The sequence below is a fragment of the Corynebacterium guangdongense genome (genome assembly GCF_030408915.1).
Taxonomy (GTDB): Bacteria; Actinomycetota; Actinomycetes; order Mycobacteriales; family Mycobacteriaceae; genus Corynebacterium; species Corynebacterium guangdongense.
Window position 1 is genome coordinate 2,745,907 of record NZ_CP047654.1, and the last position, 23,874, is coordinate 2,769,780.

The 23,874-nt window shown below is 69.0% G+C and carries 24 protein-coding genes; 9 read left to right on the forward strand and 15 right to left on the reverse strand.

All coding sequences use genetic code 11. The features are described from left to right. Positions 1-86 precede the first annotated feature (86 nt). On the forward strand, positions 87-905 hold the full coding sequence (locus CGUA_RS12885) for an Fpg/Nei family DNA glycosylase (RefSeq protein WP_290196324.1): 819 nt from the start codon (positions 87-89) through the stop codon (positions 903-905). A gap of 49 nt (positions 906-954) precedes the next feature. Continuing rightward, complete coding sequence (locus tag CGUA_RS12890) at positions 955-2,610, forward strand: bifunctional ADP-dependent NAD(P)H-hydrate dehydratase/NAD(P)H-hydrate epimerase (protein ID WP_290198401.1); 1,656 nt, start codon at positions 955-957, stop codon at positions 2,608-2,610. A 21-nt stretch (positions 2,611-2,631) separates the two neighbouring features. On the opposite strand, the gene CGUA_RS12895 is transcribed toward CGUA_RS12890, so the two are convergent. Next, the gene (locus CGUA_RS12895; RefSeq protein ID WP_290196326.1) at positions 2,632-3,597 is read right to left on the reverse strand and encodes a winged helix DNA-binding domain-containing protein; all 966 of its coding nucleotides are present in this window, start codon (positions 3,595-3,597) and stop codon (positions 2,632-2,634) included. Between the two features lie 97 nt (positions 3,598-3,694). Between CGUA_RS12895 and CGUA_RS12900 the strand changes: the two genes are divergently transcribed. Further along, complete coding sequence (locus CGUA_RS12900) at positions 3,695-4,696, forward strand: FAD-dependent oxidoreductase (RefSeq protein ID WP_290196328.1); 1,002 nt, start codon at positions 3,695-3,697, stop codon at positions 4,694-4,696. On the opposite strand, the gene CGUA_RS12905 is transcribed toward CGUA_RS12900, so the two are convergent. Further along, a complete protein-coding gene (locus CGUA_RS12905; protein ID WP_290196330.1) occupies positions 4,693-5,025 on the reverse strand; it encodes a cupin domain-containing protein in 333 nt (110 codons plus the stop codon). The genes CGUA_RS12900 and CGUA_RS12905 overlap by 4 nt on opposite strands. Before the next feature lie 23 nt (positions 5,026-5,048). Next, positions 5,049-6,545 carry a gluconokinase gene (locus CGUA_RS12910; RefSeq protein WP_290196333.1) on the reverse strand — a complete coding sequence of 499 codons (1,497 nt, stop codon included), beginning with the start codon at positions 6,543-6,545 and terminating at the stop codon, positions 5,049-5,051. Between the two features lie 104 nt (positions 6,546-6,649). Here CGUA_RS12910 and CGUA_RS12915 point away from each other — a divergent pair, with 104 nt between their 5' ends. Next, entirely contained in the window at positions 6,650-7,585 is a 936-nt protein-coding gene (locus CGUA_RS12915) for an acrylyl-CoA reductase family protein (protein WP_290196335.1), read from the forward strand. On the opposite strand, the gene CGUA_RS12920 is transcribed toward CGUA_RS12915, so the two are convergent. From CGUA_RS12920 to leuS, 6 genes are all read right to left on the reverse strand, one after another. Further along, positions 7,582-8,547: a DUF368 domain-containing protein gene (locus CGUA_RS12920; RefSeq protein ID WP_290196338.1), complete on the reverse strand. Its 966-nt coding sequence runs from the start codon at positions 8,545-8,547 to the stop codon at positions 7,582-7,584. The genes CGUA_RS12915 and CGUA_RS12920 overlap by 4 nt on opposite strands. A 104-nt stretch (positions 8,548-8,651) precedes the next feature. Continuing rightward, positions 8,652-9,299 (reverse strand): NAD(P)-dependent oxidoreductase, encoded by a 648-nt coding sequence (locus tag CGUA_RS12925; RefSeq protein WP_290196340.1) that lies wholly within the window; start codon positions 9,297-9,299, stop codon positions 8,652-8,654. Position 9,300: 1 nt separating this feature from the next. Beyond that, positions 9,301-9,630, reverse strand: a complete 330-nt coding sequence (locus CGUA_RS12930; protein WP_290196342.1) for a DUF202 domain-containing protein — start codon at positions 9,628-9,630, stop codon at positions 9,301-9,303. Continuing rightward, the gene (locus CGUA_RS12935) at positions 9,627-9,998 is read right to left on the reverse strand and encodes a YidH family protein (RefSeq protein WP_290196343.1); all 372 of its coding nucleotides are present in this window, start codon (positions 9,996-9,998) and stop codon (positions 9,627-9,629) included. Before CGUA_RS12935 ends, CGUA_RS12930 begins: the two co-directional genes overlap by 4 nt. Beyond that, positions 9,995-10,564 (reverse strand): VanZ family protein, encoded by a 570-nt coding sequence (locus tag CGUA_RS12940; protein ID WP_290196345.1) that lies wholly within the window; start codon positions 10,562-10,564, stop codon positions 9,995-9,997. Before CGUA_RS12940 ends, CGUA_RS12935 begins: the two co-directional genes overlap by 4 nt. A gap of 63 nt (positions 10,565-10,627) precedes the next feature. Further along, positions 10,628-13,459, reverse strand: a complete 2,832-nt coding sequence (gene leuS / locus CGUA_RS12945) for a leucine--tRNA ligase (protein ID WP_290196347.1) — start codon at positions 13,457-13,459, stop codon at positions 10,628-10,630. A 414-nt stretch (positions 13,460-13,873) separates the two neighbouring features. Between leuS and CGUA_RS12950 the strand changes: the two genes are divergently transcribed. Then, on the forward strand, positions 13,874-14,407 hold the full coding sequence (locus tag CGUA_RS12950; RefSeq protein WP_290196349.1) for a hypothetical protein: 534 nt from the start codon (positions 13,874-13,876) through the stop codon (positions 14,405-14,407). A gap of 61 nt (positions 14,408-14,468) precedes the next feature. Here the strand turns inward: CGUA_RS12950 and CGUA_RS12955 are convergent, their stop codons facing one another. The 3 genes from CGUA_RS12955 to CGUA_RS12965 form a co-directional block, all read right to left on the reverse strand. Then, on the reverse strand, positions 14,469-15,896 hold the full coding sequence (locus CGUA_RS12955; RefSeq protein WP_290196351.1) for an RNA/DNA-binding domain-containing protein: 1,428 nt from the start codon (positions 15,894-15,896) through the stop codon (positions 14,469-14,471). A 481-nt stretch (positions 15,897-16,377) separates the two neighbouring features. Then, entirely contained in the window at positions 16,378-17,058 is a 681-nt protein-coding gene (locus CGUA_RS12960; RefSeq protein WP_290196353.1) for an ABC transporter ATP-binding protein, read from the reverse strand. After that, complete coding sequence (locus tag CGUA_RS12965) at positions 17,055-18,041, reverse strand: ABC transporter permease (protein WP_290196355.1); 987 nt, start codon at positions 18,039-18,041, stop codon at positions 17,055-17,057. Before CGUA_RS12965 ends, CGUA_RS12960 begins: the two co-directional genes overlap by 4 nt. A 111-nt stretch (positions 18,042-18,152) precedes the next feature. Between CGUA_RS12965 and CGUA_RS12970 the strand changes: the two genes are divergently transcribed. Both CGUA_RS12970 and CGUA_RS12975 read left to right on the forward strand, forming a co-directional pair. Then, positions 18,153-19,349, forward strand: a complete 1,197-nt coding sequence (locus CGUA_RS12970) for a sensor histidine kinase (RefSeq protein WP_290196358.1) — start codon at positions 18,153-18,155, stop codon at positions 19,347-19,349. Next, entirely contained in the window at positions 19,346-19,951 is a 606-nt protein-coding gene (locus CGUA_RS12975; protein WP_290196359.1) for a response regulator transcription factor, read from the forward strand. Before CGUA_RS12970 ends, CGUA_RS12975 begins: the two co-directional genes overlap by 4 nt. On the opposite strand, the gene CGUA_RS12980 is transcribed toward CGUA_RS12975, so the two are convergent. Together CGUA_RS12980 and CGUA_RS12985 are read right to left on the reverse strand one after the other, a co-directional pair. Further along, entirely contained in the window at positions 19,948-20,139 is a 192-nt protein-coding gene (locus tag CGUA_RS12980) for a DUF4177 domain-containing protein (RefSeq protein WP_290196361.1), read from the reverse strand. The two genes, CGUA_RS12975 and CGUA_RS12980, sit on opposite strands and share 4 nt — an antisense overlap. A gap of 3 nt (positions 20,140-20,142) precedes the next feature. Beyond that, entirely contained in the window at positions 20,143-20,586 is a 444-nt protein-coding gene (locus tag CGUA_RS12985) for a PAS domain-containing protein (protein ID WP_290196363.1), read from the reverse strand. 161 nt (positions 20,587-20,747) lie between these two features. On the opposite strand from CGUA_RS12985, the gene CGUA_RS12990 reads away from it, so the two are divergent. Continuing rightward, a complete protein-coding gene (locus CGUA_RS12990; RefSeq protein WP_290196365.1) occupies positions 20,748-21,203 on the forward strand; it encodes a YbaN family protein in 456 nt (151 codons plus the stop codon). A gap of 36 nt (positions 21,204-21,239) precedes the next feature. Next, positions 21,240-22,595, forward strand: coding sequence for an FAD-dependent oxidoreductase (locus CGUA_RS12995; RefSeq protein ID WP_290196367.1), 1,356 nt, complete (start codon positions 21,240-21,242; stop codon positions 22,593-22,595). A gap of 124 nt (positions 22,596-22,719) precedes the next feature. Here CGUA_RS12995 and CGUA_RS13000 read toward each other — a convergent pair whose 3' ends face one another. After that, positions 22,720-23,706, reverse strand: coding sequence for a hypothetical protein (locus CGUA_RS13000; protein WP_290196369.1), 987 nt, complete (start codon positions 23,704-23,706; stop codon positions 22,720-22,722). Positions 23,707-23,874 lie beyond the last annotated feature (168 nt).

The following is a 23,874-nucleotide window of genomic DNA, read 5'->3' on the forward strand; positions in this document are numbered from 1 at the left end:
GAAGCGCCTGAGGCACAGATCCCCTGTTGCCGCGGCGGCGCGAGCGCGAATCGGCGCCCGGATCCCCTCGGGCTACCATCTGATCCATGCCTGAGGGTCACATCATTCATCGTCTTGCCCATCATCTCAACGAGGATTTCCGGGGCGTGGAGCTGGCGGTCTCCAGCCCGCAGGGGCGCTTCGCGACGGAGGCCGCCGTCCTGGACGGGCACCGGATTGAGTTCGCGGAGACCTTCGGCAAGCACCTGTTCATCCATTTCGACAACCCGGAACCGGCGCACACCGTCCACCTCCATCTGGGCCTGATCGGGTCGCTGCGTTTTGAGCCGGCGGCGGACGAGTGGGGTCAGATGCGGTTGCGGATCGTCAACCCGGACACGGGGGTGGCGGCGAATCTGCGGGGTCCGCAGTGGTGTCGGCTCATCACCGATGAGGAGGCGGCGGTGGCCAAGGCCGGCTTCGGCGAGGACCCCATCCGGCCGGACGCGGAACCGGAGATCGTGTGGGAGAAGGTCAGCAGGAGCCGTCGCCAGATCGGGTCGCTGCTGATGGATCAGAAGCTCTTCGCGGGCGTGGGCAACATCTACCGTGCGGAGGTGCTGTTCCGGCAGAACGTCTCCCCTTTTCTGCCCGGGCGGGACCTGACGAGGTCGCAGTACGACGCGCTCTGGTCGGATCTGGTGCTGCTCATGGCCGAGGGGGTTCGCGAGGGCGAGATCAACACGGTGCGCGAGGAGCACATGCCGGAGCGGATGGGTCGCGACGCCCGCCACGACGATCACGGTGGCGAGGTCTACGTCTACCGCCGCGAGGGGCTGTCCTGCTACATCTGTGAGAGTGACGTGCTGCGCGACGCCATGGAGGGGCGCAACCTTTTCTGGTGCCCCACCTGTCAGCCCGGGTAATCCCCGCGCCAAAGCGCCGCGCCGGGGCTAGCCTGAGACCATGCCCGCAATGACCTACGCGTATCCCGTGGCCGCCATCCGTGCGGCCGAGCAGCCGCTCCTCGACGCCCAGTCCGAACCCGATGAACTGATGCGGCAGGCGGCCCACGCGGTGGCGATCGCCGCACAGACGATGCTGACATCCCAGCCCACCGAGCCCGGGGTGGAGCGGGTGCTGGTGCTCGTGGGGTCGGGGGGCAACGGCGGCGACGGCCTCTACGCGGGGGCGGCGCTGGCGGCGGCCGGCTACCCGGTCGACGCGGTACTGCTGGGCGAGACCGTGCACCAGCGGGCCCGGGACGCCTTCCTGGAGGCCGGCGGTTTCCTGCTCGACGGTTTCCCGGAGGAGTCACGCCATCTCTACCGCCTGGTCATCGACGCGCTGCTCGGCATCGGCGGCTCCAGCGGCCTGCGCCGGGACGTCGCCGTCGAGGTGCAGCTGCTGCATTCCATGGACGCGCCGATCCTGTCGGTGGACGTGCCCAGCGGCATCGAGGCCGACACGGGTGTGGAGCCGGAACCCTACGTCGTCGAGCACCAGAGCGTGCCGGCGCACGTGTCGGCCGACGTCACCCTCACCTTCGGCGGGCTGCGTTACGCCCACTGCCTGTCGACGGCGTGCGGCGAGGTGCTGGTCACCAACATCGCCATCGCCGAGCAGCGCCTGGCGGGTGGTCTGACGCGGCTGCTCGCCGAGTGCGACGCCCCGGTGGTCTTCGCCTCCCGGGCGATGTCCTACCCGCGTCGTTATGAGTGGCCGACGAGGTTCCACTCCCCGCGCCCGGAGGCGGTCACCCCGATCGAGCCGGGCCCGCACGACGACAAGTACACCGGCGGCGTGGTCGGCGTGCTCGCCGGGTCGCCGGCCTATCCCGGCGCGGCGCTGCTGTGCGTGAACGCGGCGGTCCGCGCCACCAGTTCCATGGTGCGCTACGTCGGCGGGGAGCCGATCGAGATCGTGCGCGCGCACCCGGAGGTGGTCGCCACGGAGCGGCTGGCCGACGCGGGCCGCGTCCAGACCTGGGTGGTCGGCCCCGGCCGCGGCACCGACGAGGCCGCGCGGGCGGAGCTGGCGGAGACCCTGGACGCCGAGGTGCCGGTGCTTCTCGACGCCGACGCCCTCACCCTCCTGGCCCGGCACGAGGAACTGCGCACCGCGGTGCGCGAGCGTCCCTGGGCCACGGTGCTCAGCCCGCACGCCGGTGAGTTCGCCCGTCTCGCCGACGCCATGAAGGCCGGCGTCGACATCCCGGATCCGAGGCAGAACCCGGTGCAGGCGATCGAGCGCCTGGCGATCGCGTTGGACTGCGCGGTCATCCTCAAGGGCCGCTTCACCCTGATCGCCTACCCGACAGGGTCACGCATCTCGATCACGGCGGTCGACGCCGGCACGTCCTGGGCCGCGACCCCGGGCTCCGGTGACGTACTCTCCGGCCTGGCGGGCGCGCGGATGGCCTTCCGTTACGCCCGGGGCCGGGCGAGCGTGCCCCGCCCGGCGGCACAGGACGACGTCTGGTCCTGCTACGTCGCGCTCGCGGAGTCCGTGCAGATTCACGGTGTCGCGGCGTGGTTGTCGGCGCAGACGCCGGACGGGCCGGCGGCGACCTCGGCGAGCAGAATCGCGAAGTACATTCCGCGCGCGACGGCGCGACTGACGCTGCGCTGACACCGGGGCCGGGCCGCCGCCCTAGCCGAGATCGCGGCCGGTCACCTCGCCGCCATGGCCGACGAGGAAGTTCCACGAGATGCCGTTCTTGGTGAGGACCTGGGGGCGCAGGGCGTCGGCGAGCGCGAAGGACTTGTCGTGGTAGCCCAGCAGGTACTCGTCGAAGGCGGGCAGCCGGTACTCGGTGGCCAGCGCCTGCTCGATCTCCCCTGCGGTGACGTCGGCCTGCCACGCGCCCATGTGGAAGCCGTCGACGGCGATGGCGCCGGGGACCGCGGCGAGCGCGGCGCCGGCCTCGCGTTTGCCCAGGCCGGTCCACCAGCGGAAGTCATCGGCGGTGACGGGACCGTGGGAGTCGACGTAGCGGGCGGCCAGCAGGGCCAGCGACTCCGCGCGGCCCAGCTCCACCGACTCGACCGGCAGGGAGTCCACGAGGAGGAAGGTCTCGTCACGTCCCCGCTTCGGCCCCTGCACGACCTCGCCCTCCCCGCCCAGGGCGCGGAGCAGGTGCGGGCCGCGGTTGTCTCCGGGGTCGACGCCCGCGGCGGTGAAGACGGCGTAGACCTCGGGGCGGGTCAGCGGGCCGTCGGCCAGAGCCGCGTGGAGGGCCCGGCGCGCCGTGTCGACGTCCTCCGGACTCAGCCCCAGCCCGGGCCGTCGGCGGGCGGCGGCGCGTTCGACAGGCGGGTTGCCCAGGCGCATCATCCAGCGGGCGTCCTCGGCGGGGACGAAATGCAGGGTGCCGCGCATGGGCCAGCAGCGGACGATGAGGCCGGCCTCGATGGCGTCGTGCACGGCGGAGTCGTTCTCGTCGTGGGGGCCGGCCCAACGCAGGCTCAGCCCCCGGATGCCGGCGGGGTAGGTCTGGCCCTGGACCGCGCCCATGGACCGCACAGCTGTGCGGGGGTCGGCAGGTGTCGGGCGCGCGACCGCGGGGCTGAGGTGCTGGGCGATCAGGCGGCGGGCGCGCAGCTCGAGGAGATCCATGGCCCCATTATGCAGAACGGCAAATACTTGAACGTTGTAGCAAATGGCGGGCTGCAGTAGCATGGGGCCCATCTCACGAAAGGCGGGACCATCAACCATGACCACCACCTCCCACGGACACCATGAAGCCATCGTCGTCGGCGGCGGGCAGGCCGGGCTGGCCACCGCCTACTACCTGCTGGCACGCGGCGTCGACACGCTCGTCCTCGACAACAACATGGGCCCCGGCGGCGCCTGGAGCATGTACTGGGACACCATGACCCTGCTCAGCGAACCCGCCCAGAGCTCCCTGCCCGGCATGGCCATGCCCGACGTCCCCGGCGGCCTGACACCCGCCCACATGGTCGAATACCTCACCAACTACGAAGGCGTCTTCGACATCCCCGTGCGTCGCCCGGTGCGGGTGCTCCACGTCAGACCCGCGGGCGCACACTTCACCGTGGAGACCGACCAGGGCACCTGGACGGCGAGCCAGGTCATCATGGCCACCGGTACCTACGCCCGCCCCCTGGTCCCCCATGTCGAGGGCACCATTATGGGCCAGTTCTGGCACGTGGCGAACTACCCGGGCCGGGACACCTTCCGCGGCAAGAAGGTCGCCGTCGTCGGCGCCGGCAACGCCGCCGCCCAGATCGGCGCGGAGCTCAGCGAGGTCGCCGAGGTCATCTGGCTCACGGACACCGAACCCCGGCTTGTCGACGCCTCCCTCACCGGCGCCGACTACCACCGCCTGATCGCCGAGCGCCGCGACGCGATCCTGGCCGGCGCCACCGACGTCCCCTCCGACCCGGCCGAGCTGGGCAATATCATCCAGACCCCGCCGGTCAAGGCGGCGATCGAATCCGGCGCGCTGACGCCGACCCCGCTGCCGGAGACCCTGGACGGGCTCGAGGTCAACCACCTGATCTGGGCCACCGGTTTCGAGCCGGGCCTGTACCCGGTGCGGGGCCTGGTCGAGGACGGGAGGCCGAGCGTCGAGGGGCTGCACCTGGTCGGCTACGGCGGGGCCTCCGGCTACGGCTCCGACACCATCGCCGGCATCGGCCCGTGGGCGCAGCACACCGCACGGACGGTGGCCGAGGGCCTGGGCAAGCGCTAGCCCGAGTGGGACTCCTGCCCCGGCACGTTGGTGACCGTGGTCAGCAGGAACACCGAGTCGTCCTCCGCGGTCACCGAGTGGCGCCGATGGGTCAGCCCGTAGAGGTCGCCGGGCCCCATGGACACCTCGTCGTCGGCATTGACCGTGACCTGGCCTTCGAAGACCAGGATGGACGCGGCCGGCGGAGCGTTGTGCTCCTGCAGCTGCGTGCCCTTGCGCAGGGCGATGACGGTCTGGCGCAGCGGGCCGTCGCTGACCAGGAGTTTGGCGTAGCGGCCGTTCTCGGCGGCGCGGGCGGTGGCCAGGGCGTTGGCGATTTTCTCTTTCATGTCCCCAGTGTAACCGGCGTCACTTAATCGACAAGGGCCTCGTAGGTCCCCTCGAATTCCGCACGCACCGCCGCGTAGTACTCCTCGTGCTCGGGACGGTACGTGAAGGGCTCGCCGAAGGGCGGGACCGCCCGCTCCCCGCCCGGATCCAGGACGTCGAGCGCGATGAGGGCGGTGCCGCGCAGGGTGGCACGCTTCATCTCCAGCGGGATCACGTCGACGCCGAGGGTGTTGGCCAGGACCTGCAGCCAGGTCGGGTACTCCGTGGTCACGCTGCCGGAGGCGATGACCCGGGTGGCCGCGGCGCCGGCGGCGTCCAACTGCTCCCAGATGCGTTCGTAGCTGATGGCGATGGACTCGATCACCCCATACCAGACGTCCAGCGCGGTGGTGTCGTTGCTGATGCCGGTCAGGGCGGCCTTCGCATCGGCGGCCCAGCCGGTGGCGCGCTCACCGGAGAAGAAGGGCAGCCCGTGCGGGGTCTCGGGGTCCGGGTCCCCGGCCAGGCGCTCCCGGAGAGCATCGGGATCGACCGGGGCGATGACGTTCTCCAGCCAGGCGAGGGCGCGGCCGACGTCATTGATCGCGCCACCGAGGATGGCGTGGGAGTCGTCGAGACGGTAGCACCACAGCCCCTCCTGCACCGTCTCGGGAATGGTCGGCAAGATGACGCGCATCGCCCCCGACGTGGCGGCGGCGACGGCGACGGTGGTCTCGTCGACCGCCCCCGGGCCGACGTTGGACGGCCACCCGTCCGGGATGGCGTGGAACCAGGCGATGTCATTGAGCGCCGCCCAGGCGGTCTCCGTCGGGAAGGCGGGGTCCTGGGGGGTTCGCACCTCGTCGAAGAGGTCGGGGCTCACGCCCACCGCGTCGAGAATTTCGGCGTCGATCAGCCCCGTCTGCAGGTTGAGCACCCCCGACCAGGCGGCCGTCGAGGTGGCGATGCCGCGCACCCCGCCCAGCTTGAGATAGACGTACTCGCCGATGGTCATGACGGTGGCGGTCTTCTCCAGCAGCTCCGGACGCTCCGCCTTCAGCCACGCCAGTCGCGCCGGGTGGTAACTGGTGTGCAGTCGCACGCCGGTGCGCCGGTGGTAGGCGGACTCGTCGATCTGCTCGCGCAGCACGCCGACGTACTTGGCGCAGCGCGAGTCGGCGTAGGTGATGGCGCTGGTCAGGGCGTTGCCCTGGGCGTCGACAAGCACGAGGCTGGAGGCGAAGGAATCCATGGCCACGCCCTCGATCCGCAGGCCAGCGGACTCCGCGAACGCCACGATCCCCTCGATGACCTCGCGGCACTCCGAGACGACCTGGTCGGCGTCGATGGCGGAGGTGCCGTCGTAGTCGGAGATGAACTCGTGGGCGATCCGCTGCTTGGAGCCCTTGACCGGGCGGCCGGTGGAATCGTAGAGACCGCCGCGCGAGGCGGTCGACCCGACGTCGACGCCGAGGACGTAGGGGCCGCTGGCCTCCTTCCGACGGACCGCCATTGTCGGGACCTTCTTCGTCTCACTCATCGTCGGGCTTCCTTCCCTCGGCGTGCTGCCTGCTGAACCGGCATTGCGTATGACCAATCCTAGGCAGCCAGGGTGCACCGGGCGAAGCAGTTACCCTCGGACTCATGACTTCCACAGTAATTCGTACCGAGAACGCCGTCGAGATCGTCGAGACCCTCCCCGAGCACGCCGGCAGCGGCGCCCACACCATCCACGCCACCCACTCCTCACTGAACTACAAGGACGCGATGGCCCTGGCCGGTGACCGCGGCGTCGTCCGGAACTTCCCGATCGTGCCCGGCATCGACGTCGTGGGCACGCTGGCCGGTGACCCGGACACCCTGGTCACCGTCAACGGCGCCGGCCTCGGCGAGCGCCGCCACGGCGGCTACACCCCGCTGGTCAACGTCGACGAGTACACCGTCGTGCCCCCGGTGTTCGACGCATACCAGGCCGCCGCGATCGGCACCGCCGGCTACACGGCGGCGCTGTCGGTCAACGCCCTGCGCACGGTGGTCTCCCCCGGCGACGGGCCGGTGCTGGTCACCGGCGCCACCGGCGGCGTCGGTTCGGTGGCGATTCTGCTGCTGCGCTCTCTCGGCTACGAGGTCCACGCCCTGAGCGGCCGGGTGGCGGAGCACGGCGACTGGCTGCGCTCCCTGGGCGCGTCCGAGGTACTGGACCGCGCCGAGTTCTCCGAGCCGGGCAGGCCGCTGCAGAAGGGCCGTTTCGCCGGCGTGGTGGACGCCGTCGGCTCGCACACCCTGGTCAACGCGATCGCCCAGGTGACCTGGGGCGGAGCAGTGACGGCGTGCGGGATGGCGCAGGGCGCCGACCTGCCGGGCAGCGTCCTGCCCTTCATCCTGCGCGGAGTGTCGCTGCTGGGCATCAACTCCGTGGACGCCCCCGCGCGGCTGCGGGACGAGGCCTGGGTCCTGCTGGCCGAGCACCTCGACGTCGACAAGCTGCACGTGGAAACGGTCGGCCTGGCCGAGGTCGAGGCCGCGGGCGCCGACCTGCTGGCCGGAAAGCGTCACGGCCGCACCGTTGTGACGCTCTAGTGCGCCTCCTCGGCGATCACGTGGCGGGTGCCGGAGAAGTGCCGCAGGCGACGTTCGGCCACCAGCATGAGTCCGACGACGGCGCCGCCGACGGCCACCCAGAGCAGGGAGATCGCCAGCTCCGCGCCGCTCGCCGGGAGCAGCAGGTTCGCGTCGGCGTCCTGCCAGGGCCACAGCGCCCGCAGCGAGCCGACCATCAGGCCCGCCATGGTCACCAGGGCGACGGTGCGGTGCTTGTCCAGCAGCCAGCGCAGGACGCGGGCGAAGAGCGCGACGCCGAGCAGCGCCCCGGCGACGAAGGTGCCGATCACGGCCCAGTCCCGCTCCGCGACGGCGCCCATGACCGGGGCATAGAGTCCCAGCGCCAGCAGCAGGAAGGACCCGGACAGGCCGGGCAGCATGAGCGCGGTCACCGCGACCATCGCCGCGAAAAAGACGATCGGCGCGTTGAGCTGCTCCACCGGCGCGGCCGTGAAGCCGGTACCGATGAACGCCAGGACCGCGCCGAGGACGAAGAGGAGCCACACCCACGGCTTCGACGTCAGATCCGGGCGGTAGACCATCGACAGCGGCACTGAGACGGACACCGCCACCATGCCGAAGAACAGGGAACGGGCGGTCTGCTCGTAGTCCGTGACGAAGGCGGTCAGCGGACCCGCCATCGCGAAGACCGCGAACACCATGGCGGCACCGGCGGGGAGGATGAGCAGCCAGTCCAGGGCGCGGAACCGCGCGCTGACCTGCACTCCCTCCCCCTTCGCCACCGGCCTGACGACGCCGATGGCATCGCCGATCGCCGCGAGCGCCCGCTCATAGACGCCGACGACCAGGGCGACCGTGCCGCCCGAGACCCCCGGGATGAGTTCCACCACCCCGATCAGAAATCCTCGGAGCGCGTTCACGACCGCGTCGATCACGGGTGGCGCTGACTGGGCGGGCGACTGGCGGTGGTGCTGGGACATGGGTCCTTCATCGTCGTCGGGAGTTATGTAGTTTCCAGGCGGAACAACGCCGCCCAGGCTATCAAACCCCCTGCACAGCAGAGGCAGCCGCCACCCGCCGGCGGCTACCTGTCCGAGACGGTGAAGCGGGTCCTCGAATGGCGCTGGTCCTCGATCTCGTCCAGCAGTGCGACCGCCATCGTGCCCGTGGTGGTGTGGGACTCGCCGTCGGCGGCGAGGATGATCTCGTCGACGCCGAGCACCGGCTCGGTGGCCGCCCCCTCCACGAAGAGGCTCTGCGGGGAGACCCCGACCCAGTCGACGTCCTCGACGCCGCGGAGATAATCGAGCTGCTTGAGCTGGTTCTCCGGGATGGAAATCCAGTGCTCGGCGCCCGGCATCCAGCGGATCTCTTCGACGAAGAGGCCGCCCTCGGCAGTGCGTAGTGAGCCCGCGCCGAGGATGAAGAGCAGGCGCGGGGAGTTCGGGCCGAGCTCCCGGGCCGCTTCGATGAGGTTGCGGGTGACCTCGATGTGCTGTTCCGCCTGCTCCGGCGCGGTTCCGAAGGCGTTGACCAGCGCGTCGAGACCGACGATGTCGTCGGAGGTCAGTCTCAGCGCGTCAACGACGTGGACCTCCACGTCACCGAGCGCGCGGGCCTTCTCCGCGTCCCGGACCAGTGCGGTGACCTGGTGGCCGCGCCTGAGCGCCTCCGCCGTGACGGCGCTGCCGGCCTTGCCGGTCGCGCCGATGATGCCAATTTTTTGTGTCATGTCACCCAACTGTAATCAGCATCATGACCAGTTCGCTAGCGCCGAAAACCACCAGGCACACGGACAGCATCAGCACCGAGGCCGTCTTCGGTTCCGCCCGCTCCTGCCCGAAGGTCGAGGCGTGACGGCGGTAGCGGCGGTCGCTGGTCGCCATGAGGACCACCGCCAGCCCCAGCAGGATGACCGACAGCACAATGATGACGCCCGGGAAGAGGTGGGCCCAGCGCAGCATCGTGGCCGCCCCGACCATCAGGGCCAGGACGGTGCGGCTCCAGGCCAGCGAGGTGCGCTCCGGCTGCAGACCCGGATCCTCGTGCAGCCTGGGCCTCACAGGATGCCGATCAGGAGGACGACCGCGCCGAGCACGCTCACCAGCGACAGGAAGGGGATGATGCCGGCCACCGGCAGCGGCCGGTGGTGGCGCATCGCCCGTTCCACGTTGTACCAGCGGGTGGCCGAACCCAGGGCGATGAGGAGGCCGACGACGACCATGAGGATCGCCGCCGTCCTCTGCAGCGCCGGGTTGAGGGACTCGATGGGGAAGGCCTGAAGGGCGATGCCGCCGGCCATGAACGCCAGGGAGGTGCGGGTCCAGGACAGGAAGGTCCGCTCGTTGGCCAGGGTGAAGCGGGCGTCGGGATCCTCCCCGTCGGGGAAGACGGTGCGCGAGAGCCAACCACGCTCGTCGGGAGTGCTCATGTCCCCGAGACTAGCCCGGACGCCATGATCGTGACCACCGCCACCGCCCCGATGCTCAGCGCCGCGACGGCGGCGTAGCGGTTGGCCGTGTCCAGGAAGGAGGCGAGCCAGGCGCCGAGCACGGCGCCGAGGGTGTTCATCAGGAGGTCGTCGACGTCGGTGTAGCCGAGGGCGAACACGAACTGCGTGAGCTCGATGAAAAGGGAGAAGCAGAAGCCGAGCAGACCGCCCAGCAGGACGGGGTGGGTGCGTCGGCCGAAGACGTCCCGGGCCATGGCGGTCACCAGCCCAAAGGGAAGGAACAGGACGATGTTGCCGAAAGTGTTGGTCCACGGGGCGTACCAGACGCCGGGGTCGTCCCAGCCGTCGAAAAGCACGAGGTCCAGGTCGCGTCGCTGGTGGACCGCCGCGTTCCACAACCCGCCCACCTCGGCGTGCGCCTTGAGCAGGGTGACCGTCAGGATCGCGAGAACGACGATGATCGCGGTGACCATCGTCGCCGCCCGGGGAACGGCCCCGGACGGCTGCCCGGGGCGCGAAGGTGCCTGCATGGTGAGGATAGACATCCGTTTCACGCTAATGGCCGGCCCTGACAATCGTCTGGACCGGCCCTGGAGCGTTCCCGTCGGTTACTTCACGACCAGGTTGACCATGCGGCCCGGGATGACGATCTTCTTCACCAGGTTCTTGCCCTCGACGAGCGCGGCGATCTTCTCGTCGGCCAGCGCCACCTCGACCACGGCGTCCTGGTCGGCGTCGGCCGGGACCGTGATGCGTCCCTTGACCTTGCCGTTGATCTGGACCGGCAGCTCGACCTCGTCGTCGACGAGCCACTTCTCCTCGAACTCCGGGAAGGGTTCGAAGGTGACGGTGCCCTCATTGCCCAGACGCGACCACAGCTCCTCCGCCACGTGCGGGGCCAGCGGCGAGACCATGATGACCAGCGGGGTGACCGCGGCCAGCGGGACGGTGTCCGGGTAGGTCTTGGTCAGGTAGTTGACGTACTCGATGAGCTTGGCGACGACCGTGTTGTCGCGCAGGTGCGCGTAATCCTCGCGCACGCCGGCGATGGTGCGGTGCAGCTGCTTACGGTCCTCGTCGGTGAGCTCGGCGTCCTCGGACGCGTACACGGAACCGGATTCTTCGTTGATGATGAGGCGCCACAGGCGCTGCAGGAAGCGGTGGGAGCCGACCACGTCCTTGGTCGCCCACGGGCGCGAGGTGTCCAGCGGACCCATCGACATCTCGTAGACGCGCAGGGTGTCGGCGCCGAAGTCGTTGACGACGTCGTCCGGGGCCACGGCGTTCTTGAGGGACTTGCCCATCTTGCCGTACTCCTGGTTGACCTCCTCGCCGCTGTAGAAGAACTTCCCGTCCTTCTCCTCGACCTCCTCGGCCGGGACGTAGACGCCACGGGCGTCGGTGTAGGCGTAGGCCTGGATGTAGCCCTGGTTGAACAGGCGGCGGTACGGCTCCTTGGAGGTGACGTGGCCGAGGTCGTAGAGCACCTTGTGCCAGAAACGGGAGTACAGCAGGTGCAGGACGGCGTGCTCGACGCCGCCGACGTAGAGATCCACCCCGCCCGGATCGTTGGGGCCGTGCTCCTCCGGCTGCGGGCCAGTCCAGTAGCGCTCGTTCTCGAGGTCGACGAACGTCTCCGAGTTGGTCGGATCGACGTAGCGCAGCTGGTACCAGGAGGAACCCGCCCACTGCGGCATGACGTTGGTGTCGCGCCGGTACTCGCGCGGGCCGTCGCCGAGATCCAGGGTGACGTTGACCCAGTCGGTGACCTTGGCCAGCGGCGGCTGCGGCTCGGAGTCGGCGTCGTTGGGGTCGTGGGCGGCCGGGGCGTAGTCGTCGACCTCCGGCAGCTCCACCGGCAGCATGGACTCCGGCAGGGCGTGCGCGACGCCCTCGGAGTCGTAGACGATGGGGAAGGGCTCGCCCCAGTAGCGCTGCCGGGCGAAGAGCCAGTCACGCAGCTTGTACTGGATCTTCTCGACGCCACGCTCGTTCTCCTGGAGCCAGGCGATCATCTTCTCGATACCCTCGTCCTTGCCGGTGCCGTCGATGAAGCCGGAGTTGATGTGCGTGCCCTCGCCGACGAAGGCCGCCTCGGTGACGTCGCCGCCCTCCAGCACCGGGATGATGTCGATGCCGAAGGCGGTCGCGAACTCCCAGTCACGCTGGTCGTGCGCCGGGACGGCCATGACGGCGCCGGTGCCGTAGCCCGCCAGGACGTAGTCGGCGGCGAAGATCGGGATCTGCGCGCCGTTGACCGGGTTGGTGGCGTAGGCGCCGAGGAAGACGCCGGTCTTCTCCTTGTTCTCCTGACGCTCGACGTCGGACTTGGCGGCGATGGCGCGTCGGTAGGCGGCCAGCGCCTCCCTCGGGGACTTCTCGCCGTAGGTCCAGCGCTCGTCGATGCCCTCGGCGTAGGGCTCGTCGCTGATGAGCTCATCGACGAGGTCCGCTTCCGGGGCGACGGCCATGTAGGTGGCGCCGAAGAGGGTGTCCGCACGGGTGGTGAAGACGGTGATGTCGGTGTCACCACTGGTGAAGGTGACCTCCGCACCGCGGGAACGGCCGATCCAGTTGCGCTGCATGCTCTTGACCTTCTCCGGCCAGTCGAGCAGCTCCAGGTCGTCGACCAGGCGGTCGGAGTAGGCGGTGATGCGCATCATCCACTGGCTCAGGCGCTTGCGGAAGACCGGGAAGTTGCCGCGCTCGGAACGGCCGTCGGCGGTGACCTCCTCGTTGGCCAGCACCGTGCCCAGGCCCGGGCACCAGTTGACCATGGAGTTGGAGCGGTAGACCAGGCGGAACTCGTCGATGGCCTCCTGCTTCTCGACACCCGACAGCTCGTTGTAGTCACGGCCGTCCGCGGTCCGGCGGGTACCGTCCTCGAGCTCGGCGATGAGCTCGGCGATCGGGCGGGCCTTCTGCTGCTCGGCGTCGAACCAGGAGTTGTAGATCTGCAGGAAGATCCACTGCGTCCAGCGGTAGAACTCGGTGTCCGTGGTGGCCACCGAACGGCGCGGGTCATGGCCCAGGCCCAGCTGACCCAGCTGGCGGCGCATGTTCTCGATGTTCTTCATCGTCGTCGTGCGCGGGTGGGTGCCCGTCTGGATGGCGTACTGCTCGGCCGGCAGGCCGAAGGCGTCATAACCGAGCGTGTGCAGGACGTTCTTGCCCAGCATGCGGTTGTAGCGGGCGTAGACGTCGGTGGCGATGTAGCCGAGCGGGTGGCCGACGTGCAGGCCCGCGCCCGAGGGGTACGGGAACATGTCCTGGACGAACAGCTTGTCCTCCGGCAGCTCCTTACCCGGTTCAGCGAGCTCGCCGACCGGGTTCGGGGCGTTGAAGGTGCCGTTGTCGTTCCAGTACTGCTGCCACTTGACCTCGATCTGGTTGGCCAGCTCGTTGGTGTAGCGGTGTGCGGGAATATCTGCCTGCGTCATGTCTGTGCAGTCTAGTATCTCGGCGGACATGTGCTGTCCTGCGGGTTGTGGCGGTGCTTCGCCGGGCTGCCGCGAGCTGGTTGGGGCGGCGCCGTGGGCGGTCCCGGGGCCGCGGGACCGGAAGGCTTCCGGAGCCCGGGGGCCGCGGGTGGGGGAGAGCCTGAGTTCACCCAGGATGACGGGGAAGAGAATCCGGATCGGCATGAAGATCGGGGTGGAGTTCGCCTCGTCCCGGCGAAGAGAGGGGAGCAGAAGCTGACTGGGTGACCCGAATTCTTTGGAAGCCCCGGTGTGACAATCCGGACCCAAGAGGGGTACCCGACCTAAGGCTGACTTGAGACAGGATTGAGAACAGCCCCGGCGGATGATCATTCAGCCCACATCTCGCGCACGCATTGCTCTAATGTTTGTCTCATGAACCGTGCAGCGTTTTCCGTGGGCGCCATGCTCGTCCCCGTCGCGGCGCTTGTCGCCTGCTCCGGCTCGGGGCCGACATCATCCTCGGTCAGCAGCGTGGCCACCGCGACACTCCCGGTCGCCACCAGCGACGCGACAGCGCCGACGCCGGCCCCCGACAGCGGTCAGCCGACCGCGCCCGGGGAGTCCGTGGCCCAGGACGCGCCGACCCAGGCCGAAGTGATCATCGAGGCCGTTTCGCCCGAGCAGCGCTGCGAGCATGAGTTCATCACCGCCGCCATCGATGCTCCGGAGCTCGATCATCTCAACTACTGCGACGGGCAGTGGGCGTTGCTGACGAAAATGCAGACCGACTGGGCGGCCCAGGTGTTCTGGGACGGCACGACCTGGATCGTCCCCGAGTTCGACGGCCACACCACCTCCGGGCTCTCCCGGGGATGCTACCTGCCGGACACTTTCGAGGAGACGGGACAGCCGCCCCAGGAGCTGGAGATCATTTACTGCGATGATACCGCCGTGCTCTACGGCTAAAACAAACGCTTTCCAGAGTGACAATGTTTTATAGTGTGAGTGTCACTGACAGCGCAGCCGCTCATCCCCGCCACCGGTACACGGTGGAGCGATCTCCCTGGCGGCCATCCATTTCCACGATGCCGGCGCCCATCAACGCCTTGAGCGCGTAACGGACCTGGCCATTCGACAATGACGTAGCGGTGGAAATCTCGGCCAATGTGGTCCCCTCAGCGCCGGAGGCCTCGACCGCGTGCCCCACGAGCGGGGCGTTCCTGCCCAGCGTGATGAGCTCCAGAGTATAACTCACCCTCTCCTCAGTGCTTTCATTCTGGGAACTCAGGCGCGTCATTTCCGCGGTGTGCAGCCAAAATGTGACAGTGAAGGCGACGCCGACGTCGGCCAACTCCGGTGCGGGAAGACCGACAGACCGGGCCGCGGACGCCAGGCCCGCCTCATCGATGTCGCCGACGGGGAATGGGCCTCCGTCGCGGGTGGGGAGGTACCGGGCGAGGGAACGCAGCCGTGGGTTCGCGGGGGAGTCCGCCCGTCCGCCGGGGCTCGAAATCCGCAGAGTGTCGCCGTCGAGACGAACCTCCACAGCCGCGCCGGCCCCCAGCGTCTCCGGCCCCAGGTTGCGGTGAATCAGCGCATCGACGAGAACCTCCCGCAGCGGCGTCTCAAGGGGACGGGCAGTGTCGCCGGGCCATCGGCGCGGCAGGTGGTGGCCGAGCCATGCCGTGGACTCCTCCAGCAGCACGGGAAGCGGGCCCTCGAGCCGGACACGCTCATCCCTAGTGGCCAGGGTGACGCTCAGGCCCGGTTCCGCGCCCTGCGGGTAGAAACCCAGGGCATAGAGGCCCGCTACGGTCAGTTCCCCCTCGGCGGTGGTGACCCGGAGCAGGCGCAGCAGTCGTTCGTCGTCCTCAACGCCGCTCAGACGGGGGTTGCGGGACCTGACCAGATCCACAAAGGCGGAGGTGAGAGGGCCGTCGAGATCCTCATGCGACGTGCCGACCACCGGGCGGGCGTCGTGCTCCCACCACTGCCCGGAGGCCCCTGCGGCGGAGTCGAGCACCCGCAGCTCCCGGCCGGTCAGCGGACGCTCTCCGCCGCTTTCCCGGACATAGGCCACGCCCCCGGTGGTGGCCGGCCGAGAATTCGGCGACAGTCCCTGGACGTCCATGACGACCACGGTGGCGGCGCCGATTTCGAGGGTGTGCACCGTGACCGGGACCGGCGGCTGCACCGCTGCGGCGGCCTGAGCGGTGATCCCCGCTTCGGCGGTGACCGCGTCAGCGACCCCGTTGACGGCGAAGCCCTCGCCCTCATCCACGCCCAGGACGATGGTTCCCCCGCCAACCATGTTGGCGAAGGCGCAGAGCGTCCGGGGCAGGTTCAGGGTCCTCCCGGGCGCGGATGAGGCCACCGCAATGGTCGCGGAGGTCTCGCCACGGAGACGCAGCTGTGCCAGGAGTTCCGTCAGTCGTTCCCTCGTCCAGGTAGTCACGACTCCCATCCAACCACACAGTGCGAACTATTTACAGTGTGACTTTCAGTGATGCGCCCAGAGTGAAACTCCTGGAACTCGTGGGCGGAAAGATGGGTCATCGCAAAAATCCGACGAGGCCCATATGTTCACCCTCGAAACCTTCGGGCGGGCGGAACAGATCTCCGTATGATGCGACACGAACGTCATCACCGTGAGGACGAAGCCCGGTTGCCCGCCAGGGCTGCGGCCGAAAGGTGACCGGTACGACCGGGGGCTGTAAATACGAGGACGTGGGGGAGGGACAGGGACGGCCGATTCCGAACCCCCAGCCGTGACCGGCGGGACGAGCGCCCGGATGTCCGGTTAAGGCAGTGGAGGGCTCCGCATCCGCGACGACCAGTCATTACTGCAGGTCAGACGACTATGACGCCAGTTAATTCTACCGTCTCGGCGAGGCACCCGACAGCCCGAGACGGCGCACCCGCCGGGCGGCGGCCGGTTAGTTAGCCGTGGCACGCACACGTGTGCGTCCGTCGGTGACCTCGCTGACGGTGTCCATGACGTCGAGCAGGGAGCGGTCGTGGGTGACGATCGCGCAGGCGACCCCGGTCTCGTCGACCACTTCGCGGAAGAGTTCGATGATTGAGCGAGAGTTGGCCGCGTCGAGGGCGGAGGTGGGCTCATCGGCCAGCAGCAGATCCGGTTCACCCATGAGGGCACGGGCGATGGCCACGCGTTGGCGCTGACCCCCGGAGAGCCGGCCGATCCTGCGGTCGCCCTGGCCGGCGAGCCCCACCCGGGCGAGAAGATCGTCGGCGCGCGTCGGGCGCGGCTTCTGTCCCCGAATGTGGTCGGTGATGAGGAGCTGATCGCGGACGTTGAGGGCCGGGAGCATGTTGTCCTGCTGGAAGACGACGCCGATGTGCTCGCGGCGCATCGCGGTCCGGAGGGTGTCGTCGGCGTCGGCAAGCTCGTGCCCGACAAGCGACACGGAACCCGATTCCGGGACGGTGAGCAGGCCGGCGACGGCGAGGAGGGTAGATTTCCCGGAGCCGGACTCGCCGACGATGGCATGCAGCTCGTTGGCGGATACGTGCAGATCCGCGTGATCGAGGGCGATGACGGTCGAGTTTCCATCCGGGTAGGTGACGGTTGCGTGTTCGATTTTCAGGACGCTCATGCTGCTGCTCCTAGTGCGCTCAGGGGGTTGATCCTGGTGACTCGGCGGGTGGCGGCCAGTGCGCCGAGCAGGCCGAGGGCGATGACGCCGACGGCCGGGAGAAGGACGGTGGCGGGGTCGATGAGGAAGGGGACGGCCCGGGAGGCAAGGACGCCCAGACCCCAGCCGGCCAGGGCGCCCAGCCCGGCGCCGGTGAGAAGGACGATGACGGCCTGGCCGAGGCAGTCTCTGAGGAGGTAGCGGGGCGAGGCGCCCAGTGCGCGCAGGACGGCCAGGTCGCGGGTGCGCTGGATAGTCCACACGGTGAGGAAGGAGATCGTCACCAGCGCGGAGATGGCGTAGAGGAAGCCCTGCATCATCTGCAGGGAGCCCTGCTCGGAGCGGTAGGCCGGCAGGGCGCTGAAGGATTCGGACAACGACATGGCCCCGTCCGCCTCCCGGTCGAGCAGGATCGCCGTGCCCAGGGTGCCCGGCGCGACGTGGGCGCTGGCGACCCAGGTGTCGGTGGCTGCCCAGACGACGGGGGAGTGGGAGTAGTACTCGGTCTCGGCCCGGCCGACCACGTCGACCTCGACGCCGCCGAGGGTGACGGTCGGGGAGACGGACATGCCGGCGGGGACGAGGACGCCCTCGGCGGGGATGACCCCGCCCCCGGGGACCTTGTGGCCGGCGGGCAGGCCGAGGACGGCGACCGCGGCGGTCTCGGAGCCGTCGGTGAGCGTCGTCTGGCCGGTACCCAGGGGAACGGCGCCCGGACCCCAGTCGGCGAGGTCGGTTTCGGTGACGCGGGAAGCGGTGAAGGTGTCCTCGGTGAGGACGACGGCCGCCGGGTCGAGCGCTTCCAGCGCGGAGGTGTTCTGCTTGCCCAGCCCACCGGTGAGACCGGTGAGCATGACGACAAGCAGGGTGATCAGCCCGACGACCGCCGCGATCAACGCGAACCGGCCCCGGGCGTGGAGGATGTCTCGGAGTGCCAGGAACATGGCTTACAGCCTGGTGGCTGTGGGGGCTGGAACAATCGGGTCGCCGTTTGATTCCCCAATCAACCGGTCGGTTGATGGGGGACCCGCCTTTCCTGCCTAGCCTGGGAGGTTGTGTTCGCTGATTCCGCCCTTCCCCGTGTCCTGCGCTGGCTTCGCGTCGGCCTGCACGTGCTTTTCGCGACCCTGCTCTGTGTCGCAGTGCTCACCGCCGCCGGCTCGGGGCCGATGCTCGCGGGAGCAGGGCTGCTGGCGGTGGTCTACCTCGGGGGGACGCTCGCGGAGCAGCGGGGCATTGCTTATCGACGCCCGACCGCCACCGCCTGGCTCGCCCTCGTCCTTCTGCTCTGGGCGCTGCTGGTGGTGCACGCCCCCACGTTCGTGTGGCTGCTTTTTCCCCTGGTGTTTGTCATTCTCCACGTCCTGGGCGCGCGCGTGGCGGGACTGCTTGTCGTCCTCCTGGCCTGGGGCTGGGCGGTCGGGGCGCCTACCGTGGCGGGCACCCAGCTATGGGGCGTCGGCGGGGTCATCGGACCGGCCATCGGCACCGTCGCGGCGGTGGCGATCTACCTGGTCTACCGGGCGCTGCGCCGGGAGGCGGAACGTTACCGCACCATCGCCGAGACGCTGGCGGCGACCCGGGAATCGCTGGCCAGTTCGGAACGCCAGGCCGGCCGGCTCGCGGAGCGTGAGCGCCTGGCGCGCGACATCCACGACACCCTGGCGCAGGGCCTGAGCTCGATCGTCCTCATCTCCCGCGCCACCCGGAAGTCCCTGGCCGCCGGCGAGGCCGACGCCGCCGCCCGGCAGCTCGGCGCCATCGAGCAGGCCGCCTCGGACAACCTGGCCGAGGCCCGACAGTTCGTGGCCGGACTCAACTCACCCGTCCTCGTCGACTCACTGCCCGACGCCCTCCGCGAGCTCGGCTCCCGCGCCCGCCGAGACGTGGCGGCGCTCGGCCACGGTCCCTCAATCACGGTCGCCGCCGACGGCAGCGACGGTGACGGTGACGGTCCCGTCGATGACGCGACGGCCGGAGTCGCCATCCGGGTCACCCAGGAGGCGATCACCAACGCCCTCAAACACGCCAAGGCCTCCCACCTCGTCATCACCTACGGCTCCTGGCCCGGGGAGATCACCGTCGACGTCGTCGACGACGGATGCGGCTTCGAGCCCACCGAGGTCACCGGCGGCTACGGTCTCGATGGGCTGCGGGCGCGCGTCGAGGAGTTGGGCGGCCACCTCAACGTCGAATCCGTTCCCGGTTCGGGCACCGCCGTCGCCACGCGACTTCCCCGGAGGACACCATGATTTCAGTGGCGCTCATCGACGACCACCCGGTGGTTCGGGCCGGTCTGCGGGCGATTCTCGACTCCTTCGACGACGTCACCGTCGTCGCCGACGCAGGCGACGGATCCGTCGTGGACGACCTGCCGGAGGGCGTCGACGTGGTCGTCACGGACCTGCAGATGCCCGGCGTCGACGGGGTGGAGGCGACCCGCCGGCTGGTGGCCGCGCACGGGCCGCCGGTGCTGGTGTTGACCACCTTCGACACCCAGGCCGACATCCTCAACGCGCTCGAAGCGGGCGCGCTGGGCTACCTGCTCAAGGACGCGCCCGAGCAGGCGCTTCACGACGCCGTCGTCGCCACGGCCCGCGGCAGGCGGACCCTCGCACCCGAGGTGGCGGCCGTGCTCGCTGAGCGCGTGACCCGGCCCCGCGAGGCCCTGAGCGCGCGGGAGACCGAGATCCTGGCGGCCCTGGCCTCGGGCGCGTCGAACCGCGCCCTGGCCACCCAGATGTTCATCTCGGAGGCGACGGTGAAGACGCACCTGGTTCACATCTATCAGAAGCTCGGCGTCGACAACCGGACGGCGGCGGTGACGAAGGCCCGCGAACTGAAACTGATCTAGGGGCGCTCAAACACGATGATCAGGCCGTCGGTGCCACCCGGCCCGATGCGTCCCTTGATGTTTGCCGTCGTCATGGACTTGTAGGTCCACCCCTGCCTGGCGTGGTCATTGAGCGTCTGCTCGATTTTCTTGCCGCTGAGCTTGTCCCCGATGAGACCCTCGCGAAGTTCGACGACCTTGTACTCCATGGCTCATGCCCTTTCCCGTTTAAGTTCGCGCAGTTCCTCGATCATCTTCCGGTCGCGCTCCCACCGCTTGCTGACGTCGCGCATGATCGCGGCGACGCCCTCGACCCTCCCGCCGGTGTCCTTGAGCATCACGATGGCGAACTCCAGCGACACCCGGTCACCGTTCTTCGTCATCCCCGGCGCCGACAGAGGGTCCTTGCCGTACTTGGTGTGTCCGGTCTCCATCACGCGATCCCAGCCAGTCCAGTGCGCCTTGCGATGCTTCTCCGGGACGATGAGGTCCAGTGACTGGCCCACCGCTTCCTCGGTCGAGTAGCCGAAGAGCTCCACGGCCGCGTCATTCCACAGCTGAATGACCCCGGAGCGGTCCGCGTAGATGATCGCGTCCAGGGTGCTTTCCTCGATGATTCGGGGGGCGAGCTCGCGCATGATTTCGTCGTCGTTCATGTGATTCTCCTGTGCCGGATAAGGTTAACGCATCCTCAAGTGAGACGCGGGACACACATGGAATCCTACCCGCGCTCTCAGGACTGTCGGCGGATCTCAAGTTCGACCACCCCTGGGCTACGCCCCTTCATCGAATCAATCGAAAGTTGTAGGATGGGGCCATGCTGAAACCGCTCCTTCTTGTGACGGGACTCCTGGCGACCGTCCTCGGTGTTCTCGGCATGGTTCTTCCGGTTCTGCCGACGACCCCCTTCCTTCTGCTGGCGACCTTCTGCTTCGCCCGCAGCTCGACGCGACTCCACGACTACCTGATCCACCACAAACAATTCGGTCCGTACCTGTCCAACTACCACGAACGGGCCATGACGCCCAGGGACAAGGTTCGCACCCTCACGCTGATGTGGAGCGGCATCCTCGTGTCGGCCGCGCTCATCGGTTCCCCCATCACGTGGATCATCCTGCCCGCCATCGCCACGCTCGTGATGGTCCACATTCTCCGTCTGAAGCCCCGCCCGGCCCCGGGACAGACACCGCCACCCGAGAGCACCGTCGAGGAGACGCCCACCCAGCTCGACCGGCGTCCCCGGGCCGGAGATGGCCGCGGGCGGAACGCGTAGCGTGGGGCCACAGCTTCGCGAAGGGAGACCCACACCATGACCGACACTCACGTGCTGCACTTCGACCTCATCGTCATCGGATTCGGCAAAGCCGGAAAAACCATCGCCATGGAGCGTGGCCGGGCAGGCGACCGGGTGGCGATCGTTGAACGCTCGCCCGCAATGTACGGCGGAACCTGCATCAATATCGGCTGCATACCCACCAAATCTCTCCTTTATTCCACGGATGAGGGAATTGACTGGCAAGAATCCGTCACCACCCGCGACGAACTGATCGAGGCACTCAACCGCGCAAACCTCGGGATGGCGCAGGAGGCGGGGGTGACCGTGATCGACGCCGAGGCCCGATTCACCGGCCCGCGACAGCTGAGCCTCTCCGTGGCCGGCGTCGCGGACGGCGGGGACACGGTGCTGGACGCGGAGCGGCTCGTCATCAACACCGGCGCCGTCACTGACCTGCCGCCGATTCCCGGCGTCGACGGCCCCCGCGTCCACGACTCCACCAGCATCCAGCACGTGTCCCCGCTGCCCGCCCGCCTGGCGATCATCGGCACCGGCCCCGTCGGCCTCGAGTTCGCCTCCCTGTTCTCCGGCCAGGGCAGCGAGGTCACGGTGATCGGCTCCTCCGAACCTTTCGCCGCCTACGACGAGAGCGTCGCCGAGGAGGCCCGCGCCCTCCTGGAGGCGAGGGGAGTGCGCTTCCTCACCGGCGCCCGGGCACAACGGCTCGAGGACGCAGACACCCACGTCACCGTCACCTACGCCCGCGAGGGGGTGGATGGGCACCTGGGGGCCGACGCCGTCCTGCTCGCCACCGGCCGGGCACCCGCGACCGACGGCCTGGGGCTCGAGGCGGCCGGCGTAGAGACCGGGGAGCGGGGAGAGGTGTGCGTCGACGAGCAGCTGCGCACCAGCGCCGAGGGGGTCTGGGCGGTGGGTGACGTCCACGGCGGGCCGCAGCAGACCTACCTCTCCTACGACGACTACCGGGTGCTCTCCTCGCAGTTCTCCGGCGACGGCACCTACACGACGGCGGGCCGCACATTTCCGACGACGATTTTCACGAGCCCGCCACTGTCCCACATCGGCCTGACCGCGCGCGAGGCAGGGGAGCAGGGCCTCGACGTAACCGTGACGTCGGCCAAGGTCGCGGACATGCCCATCGTCCCGCGCCCGAAGATCCTCGGCCAACCCGAGGGCCTGGCCCAGTTCGTCGTCGACAGCGGCACCGACGCCATCCTGGGGGCGACGCTGCTGATGAGCGACTCCCAGGAGCTGATCAATACCGTCGCCCTCGGCATGCGGCACGGCGTCAGCGCCTCCGAACTGGGGCGGGGAATTTACACGCACCCCTCGAGTAGTGAGGTGTTCAACCAGCTGCTGGGCCCCTAGCGCTCTGCCCCGGGGCAATCGCGAGGCCGGAAACGGAGCCACCACCGCCCGGCGCGGGTTCCCCGCGCCGGGCGGTGGTGGGCGTCGACAAGCGGCAGCTGTCAGACAGGCACGCTCTGACGGCCTATGGGGTGCAGCTCTCGTAGAGGTAGTAGCCGGCTGCCGCGGCCACAGCCAGAGCGGCGGCGCTGCCGGCGATCCGGGCGGCGTCCCCGCTGCTGGTGCCGACGTTGATGTTGAACTGCTCGGCGACGGCCGCCGCCTGGTCGGAGTAGACGCCGAGGCCCTGCTGAACCTGGGTGTTCATGTCCTGAATCGCCAGGTTGACCTGAGCGGACATCGACTCCAGGCCCGGGATCCCCACCTGGTTGCCCACTGCCACCGGAACCAGCAGCGCCAGCGGAATACCGACGGTCAGGCCGGCGGCGACGCAGTTCTCCGGGATGCCGTCCTCGGAAGAGCTGGAGCCGCTGGAACCCTCGGAGGTGCCGTTCCCGGAACCCCCGTTGTCATTCTCATCAGTGCCGTCAGACGAACCCGAGGACAGCTCGGCGGCGCTCGAGACCACCGCGAGGCCGCCCAGGGAGGACAGGGAAGACCCGGCCAGGGCGCTGGAGGCGAGCTCGTCGGCGGAGCCCTCCCCGCTGCCCGGGGTAGTGTCCTCCAGCTCGGAAGAACCGGAGGACAGCTCGGCGGAGCCAGGTGCGCCCACCCGGACCGTGTAGGTGCCCGCGGGCAGATCTTCGGGGCCCACGACGACGATTGTGTCACCGTCCAGGCTCAGCTCCGTGCGGGTGCCGTCATCGGCCTCGAGGGAAACCCGCACACCGGCCCTGAGCAGGTCAGCAAGCTCGGCAGCAAGGGCGGTGTCGATGTTCAGGTCGCCCCCCTCGTCGACAGTGATCGTCCTGCCGTTCGCCGTGCTGGAGCCAAGCTCGGCGGAGCTCAGTTCCTCAGCAGAATTGAATTCGAGGTCGGCACTCAGATCCTGGGCCAGGGCGGTCGGGGCGATAAGCGTGGACGCGGCCAGGACGGTGGCCGCTCCGGCGGCGATCATGGTGCGGCCACGCAGTCCGTTGAGGGTCAGGGCGGAAATGCTCGTGATGTTCATGGAAGAAAACCTCTCACTGTCTCGGTAGGGCTCGATCGGGGTTCACTCAGAATCAGGGCGTTATCCTTCAGGGAAGGGATGGACTCCTAAGAGAAACTGTATAGAGACCCTTAAGGTTAATTCCACGCTTTGTGCCCATATTTCCAGCACAGACGGCATAAATAAGGG